This window comes from Streptomyces lancefieldiae (assembly GCF_031845825.1).
Classification (GTDB): Bacteria; Actinomycetota; Actinomycetes; order Streptomycetales; family Streptomycetaceae; genus Streptomyces; species Streptomyces lancefieldiae.
Window position 1 is genome coordinate 1 of sequence record NZ_JAVRFH010000030.1, and the last position, 14,477, is coordinate 14,477.

A 14,477-nucleotide genomic window follows, 5' to 3' on the forward strand; every position below is an offset into this window, starting at 1 on the left:
GCTCGGTGATTCGACACCAACGAGCTGTTCAGGAGGCCCTGTTCGTATGCGTCCAGCGCCCCGCGATCACCCGATCGGGACTCCCGTTCGACGCACATCTCTCAAGATCGAAAAGAGAACAGCTTCTAACTCCTCGCCTGCTCAGGATCTGTTCGCCCACTCACCGCGTGCTGCCGCACATGCGAGAAGTAGAGATTTGCCACGTTCACTACAAATGGCCACTCGAATGACTCGCAGCCGAACGGAACGCAACCGAACAAGCCGCACACGCCAGACGGCCACTGCAGAACACCCGCGCCTGGACAGCGGTCGGGCTGTTCCCAGCCTTTCGCACCACCGGTGTAGTTCTCTCCCTGACTGGCCACGAGGCAGCAAGCGTGGCCCTCATCGCCGCCGGGACCCTTGGGAGGAGGCATGAGTACTCGGTCATAGGCTCTGCTGCCAGACTCACCCCATTCGGCAGCGGGGGCCGACGCCTAAACCGGCCTCGTCAGTGATTCCTGCGGGCTGCCCCTTGCCCTGGCGGCGGCGCCGGAGGGTGAGACAGAGCGTAGGCGCCCGGATCGTCTCCTTCGGTAGGGGTGAAGTCGGCGGTGCCCCACAGCAACATTGCAGGGCGCCGTGGGGCTACAGGAAGGCTACCGAGCGTGCGTGCAGGAGATCGTTGAGCACGCGCACCGGCGAGGTCAGGCACACGGCCAGCCGGGCGTCCAACGCCGCCTCCCACTGCTCAGTCAGCCCGAGCATGAGGCGCTTGCGCATGCCAGGGGTGACGTGTGCGTAGCGTGCTGAGACGGAGCCGTCGATGTGGCCCATACGTTCGTCCATGAGGACCTTCTCCGTACCGAGGTCCTCCATCGCGGTCCGGTGAGTGTGACGAAGACCGTGGGGCGTGAGTCCCTTGGCGATCGGGAGCCAGCACGCGTCGGCTCGTTCGCTGGCACCTCGCCCCCGAGCCGGGACGCCAGGCCAAGGCTCGCCGAGTAGGGGCACCGGCCGTGGCTCCTGTGGTGCCTTCTTCGGGTACCAGCCGGAGACCGCCGGCGTGAACAGCCAGGTCGCAAAACCGTTCCTGCGCCAGTGGGCGGCATGCTCCGGTACGACGCCGCCTCGCACGAACCGGAGGTCCGCGATGGCCTGCTCGACCTTCTCTCGCGTGGCCTCGGTGACGCGTTCGGGGTGGTTGAGCACGTTGGACACGGTGCCGGTCGAGACGTCGGCACGGCGGGCGACGTCGATGAGCTTCGCGCCTTGGTGGCCGCCGCCTGTGCGGGCCGCGCCCTGTCCTCGGAAGACGTAGGTCTTGGCATGGCAGCGGCACGGCTTGGGCTTCGTGCGGGCGATGTGGTTGGCGACCAGCGCGGACAGCCAGTCCATCGAGTCGATGGTGCGGTAGCTGTCGTCCTTCGGTGGGCAGCGCACCAGCTCCCCTGTGTCGAGCTCGTACAGCTGCCACTCGACACGGACGGTTCCAGGGCGGACGAACGCGGTCTCCAGGCCGACGATCTCGCCCCATCGCATGCCGGTGTACCCCTTGAGGACCACGGCGACGAACTCGTCGTCGCGGCCGGAGAGAAGGGCGGCGCGCTCGGCGGTCAGCAGGATGCCGAGCGCGTCGGTGACCACCTTCTCCGGGCCACGGTCTCGGGAGCGGCCGGCGCGTTTGCCCCGTCCGCGCCGCCGAGCGGCCGGGTTGGACGTGATCAGGCCCTCGTCGATCGCGTCCTCGAAGATCAGGTGGAGCGTCGAGCGCCAGGTCTTGACACTGGAGGCCGCGTAGAGGGCCTTCTCCTTCTTCTCCCACAGGTCGACGTCCGTGCGCAGGATGCCGGCGAGCGCCTTGTCCTCGAACTCGGGGAGGAGGTGCTCCTCGATGTGGCGCTTGTAGTTCTGCATGGTCGAGGCGGCCAGGTCCTGGGCCTCGTACCAGCGGTTCGCGTACTCGCCGAAGGTCTCCTGGCCGAGGGCCGGGTCGCGCCAGTCGCCGCGACGGTACTTGTTCTCGGCCTCGGCCGCTGCCCGTTGGGCCTCGCCCTTGGTGGCGAACCTGATCGCCTTGCCGTTCTCGTCGACGACCGTGTTGTGCTTGCCGGGCGCGACCTTGTACCGGCCGCGCCAGTAGTTTCCGCGCTTCTCCGCGAAACCCAAGTCCCGCTCTCCCCCTCTTCCTTGTCCTCGGCTACGGCAGATGCGATCGGGTCACGCGACAGTGCCGTACTGCTGCTGTCGACGCGGCGGGCGGGCCCGCAGACGGGTCGCCGGCGCAACGACAGGGCGGCGAGGTTGCCCGGAGCCGGTCTGCGCACCGGGCTCGGAGAGCGGCTCGGTCACCCGTGCGACTGCCTGCGCAGGCTGGGCCGGCCGCTGCTCGTAGAGGCGGATGATCTCGGCGAGGTGCTCGGCGGTGAAGCGGTAGGCGCGGCCGACCCGCGTGTGCGGTATTAGGCGCCGTCGCGCTCGGTCCTTGACCCACCAGGTCGAGCAACCGAGGGTGTCGGCGATCTCCTCAGGGCGGTAGAGGCGGGGAGGAGGGGCGTCGGACGGCCTGTGGGGCACGAGCGCGGGCGTGGATCGGTGCAAGGGGGCGGCTCCTGGTCGGGAGGTCGGCGAGGGCTGCGTGGGCAGCTCAGGCCGCACCCGGCCCCGGGAGGAGGGCGGCGGGTGACACCTGCAGTGCTGCGGCGATGGCGACGAGGTCGTCGATATCGCATCGCCGCTTGGCGAGTTCGATGCGGGACAGCATCGTGTTGGACATGGGACGGCCCAAAGCGGTACACCGCGCGGCGAGTTGGCGCTGCCCAAGGCCGCGTTCCGTGCGAAGGATTTCAATGGTGCGAGCAGCCAGCATTCCTGCTGGCCCTATTTCCAGAGATCGTGCTGCCATGGCTCCAGTTGTAGCGTGCATTCGCCGGTTTGGTTAACCGGCGATCGTCGGCTATGTTGCGCCGCGCTCAATCGGTGAGCGAGGCGATCGGGGTGCTGCGCAAGGCCGGATCCCCGAACGGGCCCCGACACCAGGGAGCCTCTCTGACGTGGGGTGTTGTGTTGTAGCTTCGTCGCTCGCGGGACGTCAACGGCTTGCCGATGTGATCCTTCTGGCTCGGGATGCGGGGCAACTATTTGGTCAACCGCCGATCGTGCCCTACCTTTTTCGCACCCCCCTCGCCGACTCGATTTCCAGCGGCATTTCTGCCGTGAGAGATTGCGCCGGATAGGGCTGGACTTGCGCGACCTGGGTGTGGCTATGTTGACGACACCCCGGAAAGCGCGAGCGGCCATCAACGCTCCCGCTTCAACGGCCAGACATCCCCGCCCTTCACGCCCGACCCGCCCCGACCGACGGTGAACCGTGGGCACCCAGCCCACCGGCCACCGAGTGAGGACCGCCCCTCTTGGCACGAATCCGCACCATCAAACCGGAAGCCTTCGTCTCCGAGTCCCTGGCCGCCGTCTCCCTGACCGCCGAGCGCACCTTCTTCGGCCTGCTCACCCAGGCTGACGACCAGGGGCGCCACCGCGACCACGCCGCGATCATCGCCGGGCAGCTGTGGGTCCTGCGCCCGGAACACACGCCTGGCGCTGTCGAGCAGGACCTCGCCCAACTCGCCGACGCCGGGCTGATATGCCGCTACAAGGGCCCGGGCGACAAGCGCTACCTGCACATCGTCACCTGGCGGCAGCATCAGAAGATCAATCGCCCCAGCGCTAGCCGCCTTCCCGCCTGCCCGCACCACGACACGCAGGCTCGCACCGCGCCCGGCGTCGAGGCGCCAACTGCGGGAGTGGGCGTCACGGAGCCCGAACCGCAGCCTCACGGAGCCCTCCGTGAGGGCTCCGGGCGAATAAGCGAGCCTGCAGTGAGTCCGGTCACCGATGGCGAAACAGCAGGTCAGAGCGATTTCAGTGAGCCCTCCATGAGGCAGCGGGGAGGGCTCAGTGAGGGAGCGGTGACACCTCAGCGTCCGGATCTAGGACCTAGGATCGTGGATCTAGGAAATACCCCTTCGGGGGGCGCGAGCGCCCCCGCACCCCACGCCGTCTCGGCCAGCGAGCTCATCGCCGAGTACGCCGCCGCGTGCACACACCGTCCGCCCAAGGACGTCCTGGGCCATCTCGCTCGCGAGGTGCGCAAGCTGCTCGGCGAGGGCATCGCCCCCGCCCACATCCGGGTCGGCCTGGAGCGGCACCGCGCCAAGGGCCTGCATCCCAGCACTCTGCCGAGCCTCGTGCACGAGGCCATGAACGCGGCCCCCGCCGCGCCGGTTGTCCACAGGGCGTGGACAAACCCCGCCGCTGTCGAAGCCGCCTACGGAGGTGACCTCTGACCGCCACCCTCACCCGCGAGCCCCACCAGGTCGGCCCGCTTGCCGACCGGCTCAACGGCATCCTTGCCAGTCGCGGCATCGACCTCGCCACCGCCGCCGTCGAGGACGGGCACGTCGAGCCCGTCACCGCGCTGGAACTCGCCGACGCCAGGATCCCCGCCCGCTACCGCCGAGCCCTGGCTGACCACCCGAAGGTCACCGCCTGGGCCGACGAGATCGCCCGCGCCGGACGCCCCGGCCCCGGTGGGCCGGGCATCGCAGAGGGCCCGTCGCTGCTGATCGCCGGCCCCACGGGCACGGGCAAGACGTACCAGGCGTACGGCGCCATCCGTACCCTGCTCGCCCGAGGGGTCCGACTGCGCTGGGAAGCGACCACCACCGCCGACTTCCACGCGCGCCTGCGCCCCCGCGCCGGCCACGACGCCGAGCGGGACCTGCAGACCCTGGCGCGCTGCCCGCTGCTGTTCCTGGACGACCTCGGCGCGGCCAAGACCAGCGAATGGACCGAGGAGCTGACCTACCGGCTCATCAACCACCGGTACGAGCAAATGCTCCCCACCCTCATCACCACCAACCTTCCGATGGAGCAACTGCGCGTCACCCTCGGTGACCGCGTCGCCTCCCGCCTCGCCGAGATGACCGAGCGCGTCATCCTCAACGGCCCCGACCGACGACGCCGCACAGCGCCCGCCGCCTGACTGGCCGCCTCAGCGCCCTCTCCTGGCCGGGCCCGCCGCATCACCCGCGCTGACACCAGCCCTACCCGCGCCAGCCTCTCGCATAGGCGGTTGCTCAGCGCTCCGTCGATTCGCCCTTCGCCCTCAATCCTCGACGCCTTGGAGCCCTCTCCTGCCTCCTCACAGCCCCGTCCCCCTCGCCATACGGATCAGCGGCCCGCCGCTCCTCCCTGACTGGGCCACCTCCCCGGTGATGACCGTGGCGCTCCTCATCCCGCCCGTGCTGCTCGTCCTGCTCGCCGGGTGGCTGATCCGCCAGCAGCGCCGCCGACGGCATCACACCAACCGCTGGCGCGGGACTGTCGCGGTGCCGGTCGCGGCCGTGGCCGCCCTCGGCTGCACCGCGTACAGCGCGGACACCAGCTGGCGGTTCGCCGCCGACTACCTCGACATGGGCGGCACCGCCGAGCGCGTCGCGATGTTCGCCGCCGCCGAGCTGGCCCTGTTCGCCACCGCCCTGATGACCCGGGAGAACCTCAACGGCCCGAAGCAGGCACCCGGCCTGCCCGGCACCCTCACCTGGCTCATCACCGCAGTCCAGGTTCTGCCCGCCTACGCCGAGTCCGGGCTGGTCGGTGGCACCGTGCGAGCCTTCGTCGGCCCCGTCATGGCCGCGATGCTGTGGCACCTGGCCATGGGCATCGATCTGCGCCACCGCGCCCCCGACGCCACCTCACGCGGCCTGGCCGCCGTCCTCGTCCGCCAGGCACGCGAACGCCTCCTGGCTCGCCTCGGCATCGCCGACCAGGACGCCGATGCCGCCCGCCTCATCCGCCAGCGCGCGCTGAGCGAAGCCGTCGCCCTGATCCTGCGCACCGAGTCGATGACCGACAAGCAGCGCGGCAAGCGGCGGCAACGACGCCTGACGGAACGCCTGCACGAGGCGCTGGAGCGGGCCGACGTCGACGGCGACCCGCTCCAGGACGAGCTGCTGCTGCGCAAGCTCGCCACCCGCAAGCAGGCCCTTGACCTCGCGGCCATCACATTGCCGCCACGCTGGCAGATTCCGGCCTCGTCCTCCACCCGAGAGCCCGGGTGTAGCCACCCGCGCTCCGACCGCCTGGAAGCACTGCCGCGGGCAGAGGACGCTGCCCGTCCTCACCCATCAGACCCGAGTGACGACGAGGTGCCTACGGCTGCCCGCCCGCAGCCTGCCCGCCAGGTGCCCGGGCTGCCCGCACGGGCAGAAGCCGAAGACAGCCCGGCACCGACGGGCAACAGCCCGGGCAGCGTGTCGGGCAGGCGCGAGCGGAAGGCGACTGCCCGGAAGAAGCGCGACGCGGGCAAAGCCCGTGCCTCCGACGAGGTCATCCTCAAGCACGCTCGCCGCATCCACGAGGAGACCGGCAGCGTCGGACGCGACCGGGTTGAGGACGCCCTGCGCGCCGCCGGCTACACCGTCTCCAGCGACGGCGTCGGACGAGTCGTCCGCGAGTTCAAGGCTCAGCTCAAGGCAGCAACCGGCGATCCGCTCCGCTGATCCCCGCAGCACCAGCACTTCCGACCAGACCCCGACCCGAAGGGCCCCATGCACGCCCCGCACCACGAAGACCCCGTGCCTCACAAGCAATCTCTGCTGATCACCCCTGCCCCAGGCGGAGCAAGTTGGAGGTCCGGACACTCCGCGGGGGGAGCGCCCGAACCCGATCCCGCCCCGGGGGTGGCGGGTCCCGTCCGGCACCAGGGGGCACCGGACGGGAAGGGTGCGACCGAGGGCGGACCGCAGCCAGGCAAGGCCAGCCGCAAGGGCAGGGCCAGGAAGGGGAAGTCGCGTCCGCGTGACAAGAAGCAGCGCCCCGCGCACAGCGTCCGCCTCAACGACCAGGAACTCGCCGTCATCCAGTCCGGCGCCGATCACGTCGGCATGAGCGTGGCCGGGTTCCTGGCCCACTCCGCGCTGGCCGCTGCCCGCGACCAGTCCCGCACCGCGGCGGCCATCGCCACCGAGCGGGACATCCTGACGGCCCTGTTCGGTGTGCGCCGTCAGCTCGGCTGGGCGGGCAGCAACGTCAACCAGATCGCCAAGGCACTCAACTCTGATGCCGACGTGCACTTCGCCGCCGCCCTCGCCGACCTGCAGCGTGCCGCGCAGGCCGTCCAGCGGGCAGCCGACAGGGTCGCCAACGGGCAGGAGGGCCGAGCGGCTTGATCCCCCGGATCCACCAGCAGGGCAGCAACACCCTCGGGCTCCTGCACTACCTGTACGGCAAGGGCACCCACGAGGAGCACATCGACCCGCACCTGGTCGCTTCCTTCGACAACATGGCCCCCGACCCCGGCCGCGACCCCTCGGCGACGAAGAAGGACCTCCAGCACCTCCTCGACCAGCCCCTGTCCCTCCTCGACGCGGACCGGCGTCCTGACAAGCACGTCTGGCACTGCTCGGTGCGCGCCGCGCCCGACGACCCGATCCTGTCCGACGAGCAGTGGGGCGACATCGCCCGCCGTATGGTCGCCGCCACCGGCATCGACCCCGGCGACGGCGCCGGCTGCCGCTGGGCAGCCGTCCGGCACGCCGACGACCACATCCACATCATCACCACCCTCGTCCGCGAGGACGGCCGCCGCCCCGACCACCACCGCTCCGGCAAACGCGCCCAGGCCGAGTGCCGCCTGATCGAAAAGGAACTCGGCCTGCACCAGGTCGCGCCCGGGGACGGCACCGCCGCCAAGCGGACCACCAGCGCGGAGCGGCACAAGGCCGAACGCACGGGCAGGCAGCGTCCGGCGCGGGAGGAGCTGCGGGAGACCGTACGGCGCGCTATCGCCGGCGCCGGCAGCGAGGAAGAGTTCTTCGACCGGCTGGCCGCCGCCGGTCTTCTGATCCGTAAGCGCGTCGCGCCCTCCGGTGACCTGCTCGGCTACAAGGTCGCACTGCCCGATGACCGCAACGGTGAGAAGGAGCCGGTGTTCTACGCGGGCTCCACGCTCGCACCAGATCTGTCCCTGCCCCGCATCCGCGAACGCTGGGCCCTGCCCGTGGAGGCTGTGGCCTCGGCGGACGGATCCGAGCGGGAACAACCGGTCCTGCCGGACGTGACAGGTCCCGCGTTCGCGCGGCGCCGGGCCACCGCAGCCACCTGGCAGGCCCTCCTGATCATCGATCACGGTGATGACGGCGCGGCAGCGGCCCAGATCGCAGCGGCGGGTGAGGTCCTGGACGCACTGGCCAAGACCTCCGCCGCCCATACCCGCAAGGAGCTGCGCGAGGCGGCCTTCGTGTTCGAGCGGGCCAGCCGCTCCCACGTGAGGGCCGTACGCGGGCACGACCGCGCCCTGCGCCAGGCCGCCCGCGACCTCGTCCACAGCGGACCAGCCCTGGGTCGCGGGGAAGACGGCGCCACCACCGCCATGCTCATCGACATGGCCTTCTTCCTCGCCATCGCCGCGGCGAACTGGCACGCGAAGAAGGAGCACGCGCAGCAGGCCGCCGCAGCTCAGCAGGCAGCCGAACACCTTCGGGCCGCCTACGAATCCGCAGCAGCCCAGCCGATGGCCGTCCTGCGGCAGCGAGGCCAGCGTCTGGCGCCGCGTGTTCGGCAACGGCACGCCGCCCTGCTCCAGCAAGTGCTGCCGGAGCTGGCCGAGCAGATCCGCGCCGAGGCCGGCTGGGCCGCCTTGGCCGCCACCCTCGACGACGTCCGGAAGGCTGGCCACGACCCGGCCGTTCTGCTGGCCGACGCCGCACGACGACGTGAGCTCGACACCGCCGACTCCATCAGCGATGTCCTGGTGTGGCGCCTGCGCCGCAGTGCACACCTGCTGGCCCTACCCGCAAGCCCCGACGGAACGGCCACGATGGGCACTCGGCGCAGCGCACCCCTCGCGCCCGTCACGCAACCGGCCACCAGCGCCGTGAACGACCCCAGCCGACGGCGCTGACCAGCGAAAAACGGGCGAAACATAGCCGACGATCGCCGGTTGGCCAAACCGGCGATCCTCCGGACCATCGGTGCCCAGAAGCCCCACAACTTCGCTTGGCACCTTCGTCCCCACCGCAGTCGAGCGCGCGGCACCCCCGCCACCGGCCCACGCTCAGCAACCACCCTTCCGCGAGCACCCTGCTTCTCGCCAGCACAAACCGATCTCACGACACCACACAAGGAACCACCCATGCACTCCTCCGTTCGCTCCGAAGTCGTCCTCCTGCTCACCACGTTGGACCTCAACCACCCCGACACCCGGCAGCGCCCCTACCACCGCGACGGACGCCCGTTCACCCGCGCCGAGCGCGACCTGCTGATCACCTTCACCCCGGAAGAGAAGGCCGCCGCGATTGCGCAGATAGAGCTCGAAGACGAATGGCAGCGTGAACTCGACGAGATGAAGGACGCCTTCGTCGACCTGCTCATGAAGTACTTCGCCAAGCTCCCCGAGGGATCCGTGGTCAGCGACGCCGTCGCCATCATGACCGACGAGGACTACGCGGAGTTCGAACGCCTGGCCGAGATCGCCACCGCGGAAGACACCCTCGAATTCCTCGCCCTGTACGAAGGAAGCTGACCGGCCGCACACCCACGACGGCCCGCTCTGCGGGTACACGAAGCCGGGCCTCCCCGACGGGAGGCCCGGCTTCGGGTGCGTTGGACGGGCCCTCAGCAGGCCGGAGCGCGCAGGAGCCGATCGCGTGTACTCTCCGGCAGCACCCGGCGCAGCACCGGCGCACTGGAGCTGAGGGAGTCAGCGAAGGCGGCGACGAGGTCGTGCGGCACGCTGCTGCTGAACGACGCGGCCCACAGGTAGCCGCCGCCGAACACCGGCTCGGCCCACGCCTGCCACCCGGCCAGAGCCGCCTCGTCCGCCTCAGCCACCAGCGCGAGCGGGTCGCCATCCTGGATGAGGGGCGGCACCTCACCGAGGCGGATGTGGGAGGCAAACGTCGGATCCACCGCGCCCAACCCGGGCTGGTCGACGTCGCGCAGCCAACCGTGCGCCGTTACCGCGTCGACGACCAGCTCGGGGCCACCGCACTGCAGGGCGGGCTGATCGCGGGCGTCGAGCGCGGCAAGGAAGCCGGCGAGGATCTCCCCCGGGACATCGGGGGTGAAGTAGGCCGACCAGTGGGCGAGCGGACTGCTCGGGTCCGTACGAGCGGACACTTGCCAGGCGATCGGCAGGTTCCCCAGGTGGAACGGCTCGTCCGGCAGAGCCCACTGCGCCCACCGCAGGGAGTCGGGGCTGATGTGCAGGACGGTGCTGCGCAGGACCTGACGGTCCTCCGACGCCTCGTCCGGCTCCCGGCGCCCGCGGACGAGCGTCAGGCTCGTCCAGCCCAGGCTGGCGAGCGTGTCAGCGACGGCGTCGTAGAGGCGTCCGTCGTCACCGGCCAGGTGCCGGGGTCCGACCCAGTACACGGACGGGACGCAGGCCGGAGCGGGTGGATCGATCGGGAAATCGGGATGCAAGTGCGCCTCCAAGGGGCTGGGGGCTGGGGGGCTTGATGCCGCCAGCGGTGCGTAAAGCTGGATGGGGGTGCCGGGCCAGCTTCGCGGCGGCCTCGGGTGGCAGATGGCCGGGCTACCCCGTCTCGCCCTCACCAGGCAGACGGCAGGTTCCCCCAGGGCGCCGACTCGAGCCTCTGGCTGTCACACCCGCTGGGAGGTGTCCAGCACGCGCGCGACTGCGGCAGCGACGACATCGGCCGGCGTCTCGGTGTCGAAGGACATCTGGTAGCCGCGCACCTTGGCCGTACCGGTGACGGCGATCTTCCACCCCTCGCCGTCGGTACCAGGGCGGCCGGACGGAAACCATCCGAGATAGAAGGATCCATCCTTCGAGTTGACGTGTACGTCCGCGCGGTCGTCAACGACCAGGTGGAAGTCGTCGGTGGAGAACCCCTCCATCACGAGTGTGGCCTGGCCCGGGCCGAGCAGCCATTCACGCAGCCGCAGGGCCTCGACGCTGGTGGACAATCCGGGGCCCTGGGGTGCCGCCGTCACGAGCAATCACCTCTTTGACCTGGTGTTTTGCGAGAAGGTCGTCCAGGTTCACATGCCCTTGCGGCGCTGACCAGTCATTCGTGGAGCTTTGATGTCTGCCCCCGGCGAACTGAGACACAGAGCGCGAGACCTCGCTGTCCAGCTGCGGAAAACGGCGTGCGCCCGGTGTGGGCAGTGCTGATAGTTGCCGCATGGATGCGATCGAGGCCGCACGCGCCGTCGTAGATGAACAGCACCCCGAAGCGCGCACCGCGTTCCTGGGCGGCAGCGTCGTGACAGCCCGCCGAACGGCCACGTCGGACCTCGACATCGTGGTCCTGCTCCACGGAGCCCCAGCCCCCTACCGGGCGAGCCTCCAGTACGCCGGCTGGCCGGTGGAGATGTTCGTTCACACCGAGGCGACGTGGCACGCCTATGTCGAACGGGAGCTGCGCAAGCGCCGGTCACCGCTGCTGTGGATGTGTGCCGACGGGCTGCTGCTCTTCGACACCGACGGTCTCGGAGCCCGCCTCGCCGCACAGGCCCGGAAGCTGACCACCGCCGGACCACCCCCGGTGTCGACGGAAGAGATCGACGACCGCCGCTACGCGATCACCGACCTGCTGGACGACCTCGCGGGAAGCGACGACCAGAGCGAGCGTCTCTTCATCGCGACCGAACTGGTCCGACGCACCGGTGAGCTGGCCCTGGCCGTTGCCGGTTCGTGGGGTGGCGGTGGGAAGTGGCTGGCACGCCGCCTTGAGACAACCGTGCCAGGGCTCAGCACACGCCTCCACCACGGCCTACAGGAGGTACTGGACGGGAGAGTCGAGACCCTCGTGGCCGTCGTGGACGAGGTGCTCGGGCAGACCGGTGGCCGGTTGTGGGTCGGCTACAAGCGTGTCGGGGCGCCCTGAGCGATCCCGCGCTGCGGACGTCGCAACGTCTGTTCTTCCACGTGCAGATCACTTGACGGAGAGCAACGCCCGAGCCTCCTCGGCGCACCCCCACGACAGCGTGACGCCGGCGCCTCCGTGCCCGTAGTTGTGCACGACCACGGTGCCGTCCTCCCCCACCTCTTCCTCCACACGGACCGTGGCGCGGGTCGGTCGAGCGCCGACCCGGTGCTCCAGGACACGGGCCTCGGCGAGGCGGGGCTCGACCTCGGCGCAGCGGGCGAGGATGCCGGCAGCCGCCTTGTCGTCGGGGGCCAGATCGCCTTCGCCGTCGATCGCTGTGCCGCCCAGGACCACGGTGTCGCCGTAGGGGTAGAAGCACAGGAGGTCTGGAGAGAGGCCGGTGTCCTCGGAGAAGAACTCGATCAGTCCGGGGTTGGTGACGACGACGTGCTGGCCGCGGATGGGCCGGAGGTCAGGGTCCGGAACCAGGTCGCGCGCCCCGAGGCCCGCGCAGTTGATGATCGCCGAAGCCGGACCGGCCTCTGAGAGCGAAGTCAGCCGTCGCCGCTCGACCACACCCCCGGCATCGCGGAGTCGGCGCAGGAGGTAGTCGAGGTAGGTGGGCATGTCGATCAGTGGCACGGTGAACCGGTAGCCCGCCGTGAACCCAGCCGGGAGTTCGGCCCGCTCGCACGGTCGGAAACCCGGCAAAGTGGTAGCCCAGTCTGGCGCGGCTTCGGCCGTGCGGGATGCTTCGATGCCACTGGTGAGCCGGACGCCCGTCGCCGGGTCCTGGGCCAGCTCCCGGAAGATCTCCAGGGACAGTTGTCCCCATTGGTCGACCTTGTCCTTCGGCTCGACCAGGTAAGGCCCCCACATCGCCCCGGCCGCCAGCGACGTGACCCCCGGCACCTGCTCGGCGATCACGTGCACCGAAGCCCCGGCCTCGGCGAGAACGACGGCCGTGGTGAGCCCAGCCACCCCAGCCCCGACAACGACAACGCGCTCCCCTGCGGTCATGAACCTGACCCTAACGGCCGGGTTGCGTCGATGAGGCGTGTTGCGCGAGGGCGTTCTCCAGAGCTGGCAGGAAGCTGCGCACGTGAGGATTGCGCTGTCGGCGACGGAGGTCGGCGGCGAGCTGGTGGAGCAGCGCCGCGCTGCGAGGCGAGCGGACGACATCGAGGCGGTCGGCGGCGATCTGGCCGATCTCGCAGGCTGCCTCCAGGTCTCCGTGCGCGCTGTGTCCCAGGGCCAGCCAGGCTCCCTCGAACATGGCTCGGCGCTGGCTTGGGTCGCCGCGTGGCACGTCGTACGCGCCGGACCTGAGCATCTCGGTCCCCTGGGCGAGGAAGCGGCGGCTCTTCTTCCCGCTCTCCGCCTTCTGCTGTGCACGACCCATCTGGATGAGGCCGTAACCGGCCTGGCAGTCCAGGTGGTTGTCGGTGAGGAAGTACATCCAGCGGGGCTCTTCTTGGCCGCCGTCCCGGCTTGCGATCAGTTCGCGGGCAGCGCCACGAGTGTGGGCGAAGTCGTTGTCACGGCCGGCGGCGGCGTACGCGTAGGCGAGCCGGGACAGGACGGACGCCCGGACGGCCAGCGGGGCGGCGTCGCTCGCACGGCGGGCGGCTTCTCCGAGGGCGATGGCGTCCGCAGGGTGTCCTCGACTCGCCGCCTGGAAGGAGAGGTCGCCCAGGATGTGGGCGCACAGGGGAAGATCGTTGACCTGGTGCGCGGCCCGGAGCGCCGTGACGAAGTAGCGCTGCGCCAGTCCGTGGTCGGCCGCGTCGAAGGCCATCCAGCCGGCCAGCTGGCCGATCTCCGCGAGCGCGCGGATCAGACGGCTCGCGACAGCCGGAGCGTGGCCGCCTTCGCGGATCAGCAGCCCGACAGCCCGGAGCTGTGCTCCGACGTAGGGCAGATGACGTGCCCCTCCGTGCTCGTCATCGAGCAACTGGAGCATGGGAAGGTGCTGCTCGACCTGGTCCACGAGCGGATCGGTGCCGAGTGACGACGTCATTCGAGGCGTGTACTGGCCGCGTCCCGCGGTGCCGTCGAGGTACTGGGCGACGATCGCGAGGAGTCCCGCGCCCGAGATCGCGAGGAACCGGCGTCGGTCGACGAGCCCTCCCATCACCCAGTCCTCCACGATCGCCTCCATGCCCTGCGCGGTCCAAGGCCGCGCGAGATCCGTGTCCGCCGGGACCAGCGCTGACGAGTCGCCCACACGGCCCTGCCACAGTTCGGCTACCGAGACATTCCTACCCAGCTCCTGGGAGAGCACGTAGGCGGCCATCACCGGCAACGGCGAGCGCGGCAGGGAGCCGGCGTCCCGCCAGTGGTACGGCGCCGACTCGGCCACCGTCCCCGCTCCGAACACCCGGTTGAGCTTGCGAGCGAGCGCCTTCGGGCTCCACCCGAGTTCGTCGAGGCACCCCGCCAGTACCACGTTGGGTTCGCCTGTCTGGGGTGCCACGTGCGACCACCCTTCGCTCCAGTGGTTCGTCCATCACTTCGTGGGCCCCATGGTGATGCCCCAAGGCGGACGATTCACCACCGCCGCATGGAAGTTGACCGAGTTGACCCACTGATCGGGTC

At 70.2% G+C, this 14,477-nt stretch carries 14 protein-coding genes; 7 read left to right on the plus strand and 7 right to left on the minus strand.

Translation table 11 applies throughout. The features are described from left to right. Positions 1-627: 627 nt before the first annotated feature. From RM812_RS25670 to RM812_RS25680, 3 genes are read right to left on the minus strand one after another with little or no spacing between them, the layout of a single operon-like run. Positions 628-2,148, minus strand: coding sequence for a LacI family DNA-binding transcriptional regulator (locus RM812_RS25670; RefSeq protein WP_311576431.1), 1,521 nt, complete (start codon positions 2,146-2,148; stop codon positions 628-630). 51 nt (positions 2,149-2,199) lie between these two features. Beyond that, positions 2,200-2,580 (minus strand): helix-turn-helix domain-containing protein, encoded by a 381-nt coding sequence (locus RM812_RS25675; RefSeq protein WP_394816516.1) that lies wholly within the window; start codon positions 2,578-2,580, stop codon positions 2,200-2,202. A 46-nt stretch (positions 2,581-2,626) separates the two neighbouring features. Next, positions 2,627-2,884, minus strand: coding sequence for a helix-turn-helix domain-containing protein (locus RM812_RS25680; protein ID WP_311576434.1), 258 nt, complete (start codon positions 2,882-2,884; stop codon positions 2,627-2,629). A gap of 508 nt (positions 2,885-3,392) precedes the next feature. Between RM812_RS25680 and RM812_RS25685 the strand changes: the two genes are divergently transcribed. The 6 genes from RM812_RS25685 to RM812_RS25710 all read left to right on the plus strand — a co-directional run bounded on the left by RM812_RS25685 (position 3,393) and on the right by RM812_RS25710 (position 9,565). Further along, on the plus strand, positions 3,393-4,325 hold the full coding sequence (locus RM812_RS25685; protein ID WP_311576437.1) for a hypothetical protein: 933 nt from the start codon (positions 3,393-3,395) through the stop codon (positions 4,323-4,325). Continuing rightward, the gene (locus RM812_RS25690) at positions 4,322-5,023 is read left to right on the plus strand and encodes an ATP-binding protein (RefSeq protein ID WP_311576674.1); all 702 of its coding nucleotides are present in this window, start codon (positions 4,322-4,324) and stop codon (positions 5,021-5,023) included. Before RM812_RS25685 ends, RM812_RS25690 begins: the two co-directional genes overlap by 4 nt. 232 nt (positions 5,024-5,255) lie before the next feature. Continuing rightward, positions 5,256-6,542: a hypothetical protein gene (locus tag RM812_RS25695; RefSeq protein WP_311576440.1), complete on the plus strand. Its 1,287-nt coding sequence runs from the start codon at positions 5,256-5,258 to the stop codon at positions 6,540-6,542. A gap of 180 nt (positions 6,543-6,722) precedes the next feature. Then, the gene (gene mobC, locus RM812_RS25700; RefSeq protein WP_311576442.1) at positions 6,723-7,211 is read left to right on the plus strand and encodes a plasmid mobilization relaxosome protein MobC; all 489 of its coding nucleotides are present in this window, start codon (positions 6,723-6,725) and stop codon (positions 7,209-7,211) included. Further along, positions 7,208-8,944 carry a relaxase/mobilization nuclease domain-containing protein gene (locus RM812_RS25705; RefSeq protein ID WP_311576445.1) on the plus strand — a complete coding sequence of 579 codons (1,737 nt, stop codon included), beginning with the start codon at positions 7,208-7,210 and terminating at the stop codon, positions 8,942-8,944. Before mobC ends, RM812_RS25705 begins: the two co-directional genes overlap by 4 nt. Before the next feature lie 231 nt (positions 8,945-9,175). Next, positions 9,176-9,565, plus strand: a complete 390-nt coding sequence (locus RM812_RS25710) for a hypothetical protein (RefSeq protein ID WP_311576448.1) — start codon at positions 9,176-9,178, stop codon at positions 9,563-9,565. A 92-nt stretch (positions 9,566-9,657) separates the two neighbouring features. On the opposite strand, the gene RM812_RS25715 is transcribed toward RM812_RS25710, so the two are convergent. Continuing rightward, a complete protein-coding gene (locus RM812_RS25715; RefSeq protein ID WP_311576451.1) occupies positions 9,658-10,479 on the minus strand; it encodes a DUF317 domain-containing protein in 822 nt (273 codons plus the stop codon). Positions 10,480-10,647: 168 nt separating this feature from the next. Beyond that, positions 10,648-11,001 carry a DUF317 domain-containing protein gene (locus RM812_RS25720; RefSeq protein WP_311576454.1) on the minus strand — a complete coding sequence of 118 codons (354 nt, stop codon included), beginning with the start codon at positions 10,999-11,001 and terminating at the stop codon, positions 10,648-10,650. A gap of 191 nt (positions 11,002-11,192) precedes the next feature. Here RM812_RS25720 and RM812_RS25725 point away from each other — a divergent pair, with 191 nt between their 5' ends. Next, entirely contained in the window at positions 11,193-11,897 is a 705-nt protein-coding gene (locus tag RM812_RS25725) for a nucleotidyltransferase domain-containing protein (RefSeq protein WP_311576457.1), read from the plus strand. A gap of 48 nt (positions 11,898-11,945) precedes the next feature. Here RM812_RS25725 and RM812_RS25730 read toward each other — a convergent pair whose 3' ends face one another. Both RM812_RS25730 and RM812_RS25735 read right to left on the minus strand, forming a co-directional pair. Next, positions 11,946-12,899 carry an FAD-dependent oxidoreductase gene (locus RM812_RS25730; RefSeq protein WP_311576461.1) on the minus strand — a complete coding sequence of 318 codons (954 nt, stop codon included), beginning with the start codon at positions 12,897-12,899 and terminating at the stop codon, positions 11,946-11,948. Between the two features lie 10 nt (positions 12,900-12,909). Then, positions 12,910-14,355, minus strand: a complete 1,446-nt coding sequence (locus tag RM812_RS25735) for a carph-isopro domain-containing protein (RefSeq protein ID WP_311576464.1) — start codon at positions 14,353-14,355, stop codon at positions 12,910-12,912. Positions 14,356-14,477: the final 122 nt, after the last annotated feature.

Bases quoted from the DNA above. Each gene is read 5' to 3' on its own strand.
- RM812_RS25680 (WP_311576434.1), bottom strand. From the start codon at position 2,884: ATGGCAGCACGATCTCTGGAAATAGGGCCAGCAGGAATGCTGGCTGCT.
- RM812_RS25695 (WP_311576440.1), top strand. From the start codon at position 5,256: ATGACCGTGGCGCTCCTCATCCCGCCCGTGCTGCTCGTCCTGCTCGCC.
- RM812_RS25710 (WP_311576448.1), top strand. From the start codon at position 9,176: ATGCACTCCTCCGTTCGCTCCGAAGTCGTCCTCCTGCTCACCACGTTG.
- RM812_RS25725 (WP_311576457.1), top strand. From the start codon at position 11,193: ATGGATGCGATCGAGGCCGCACGCGCCGTCGTAGATGAACAGCACCCC.
- RM812_RS25730 (WP_311576461.1), bottom strand. From the start codon at position 12,899: ATGACCGCAGGGGAGCGCGTTGTCGTTGTCGGGGCTGGGGTGGCTGGG.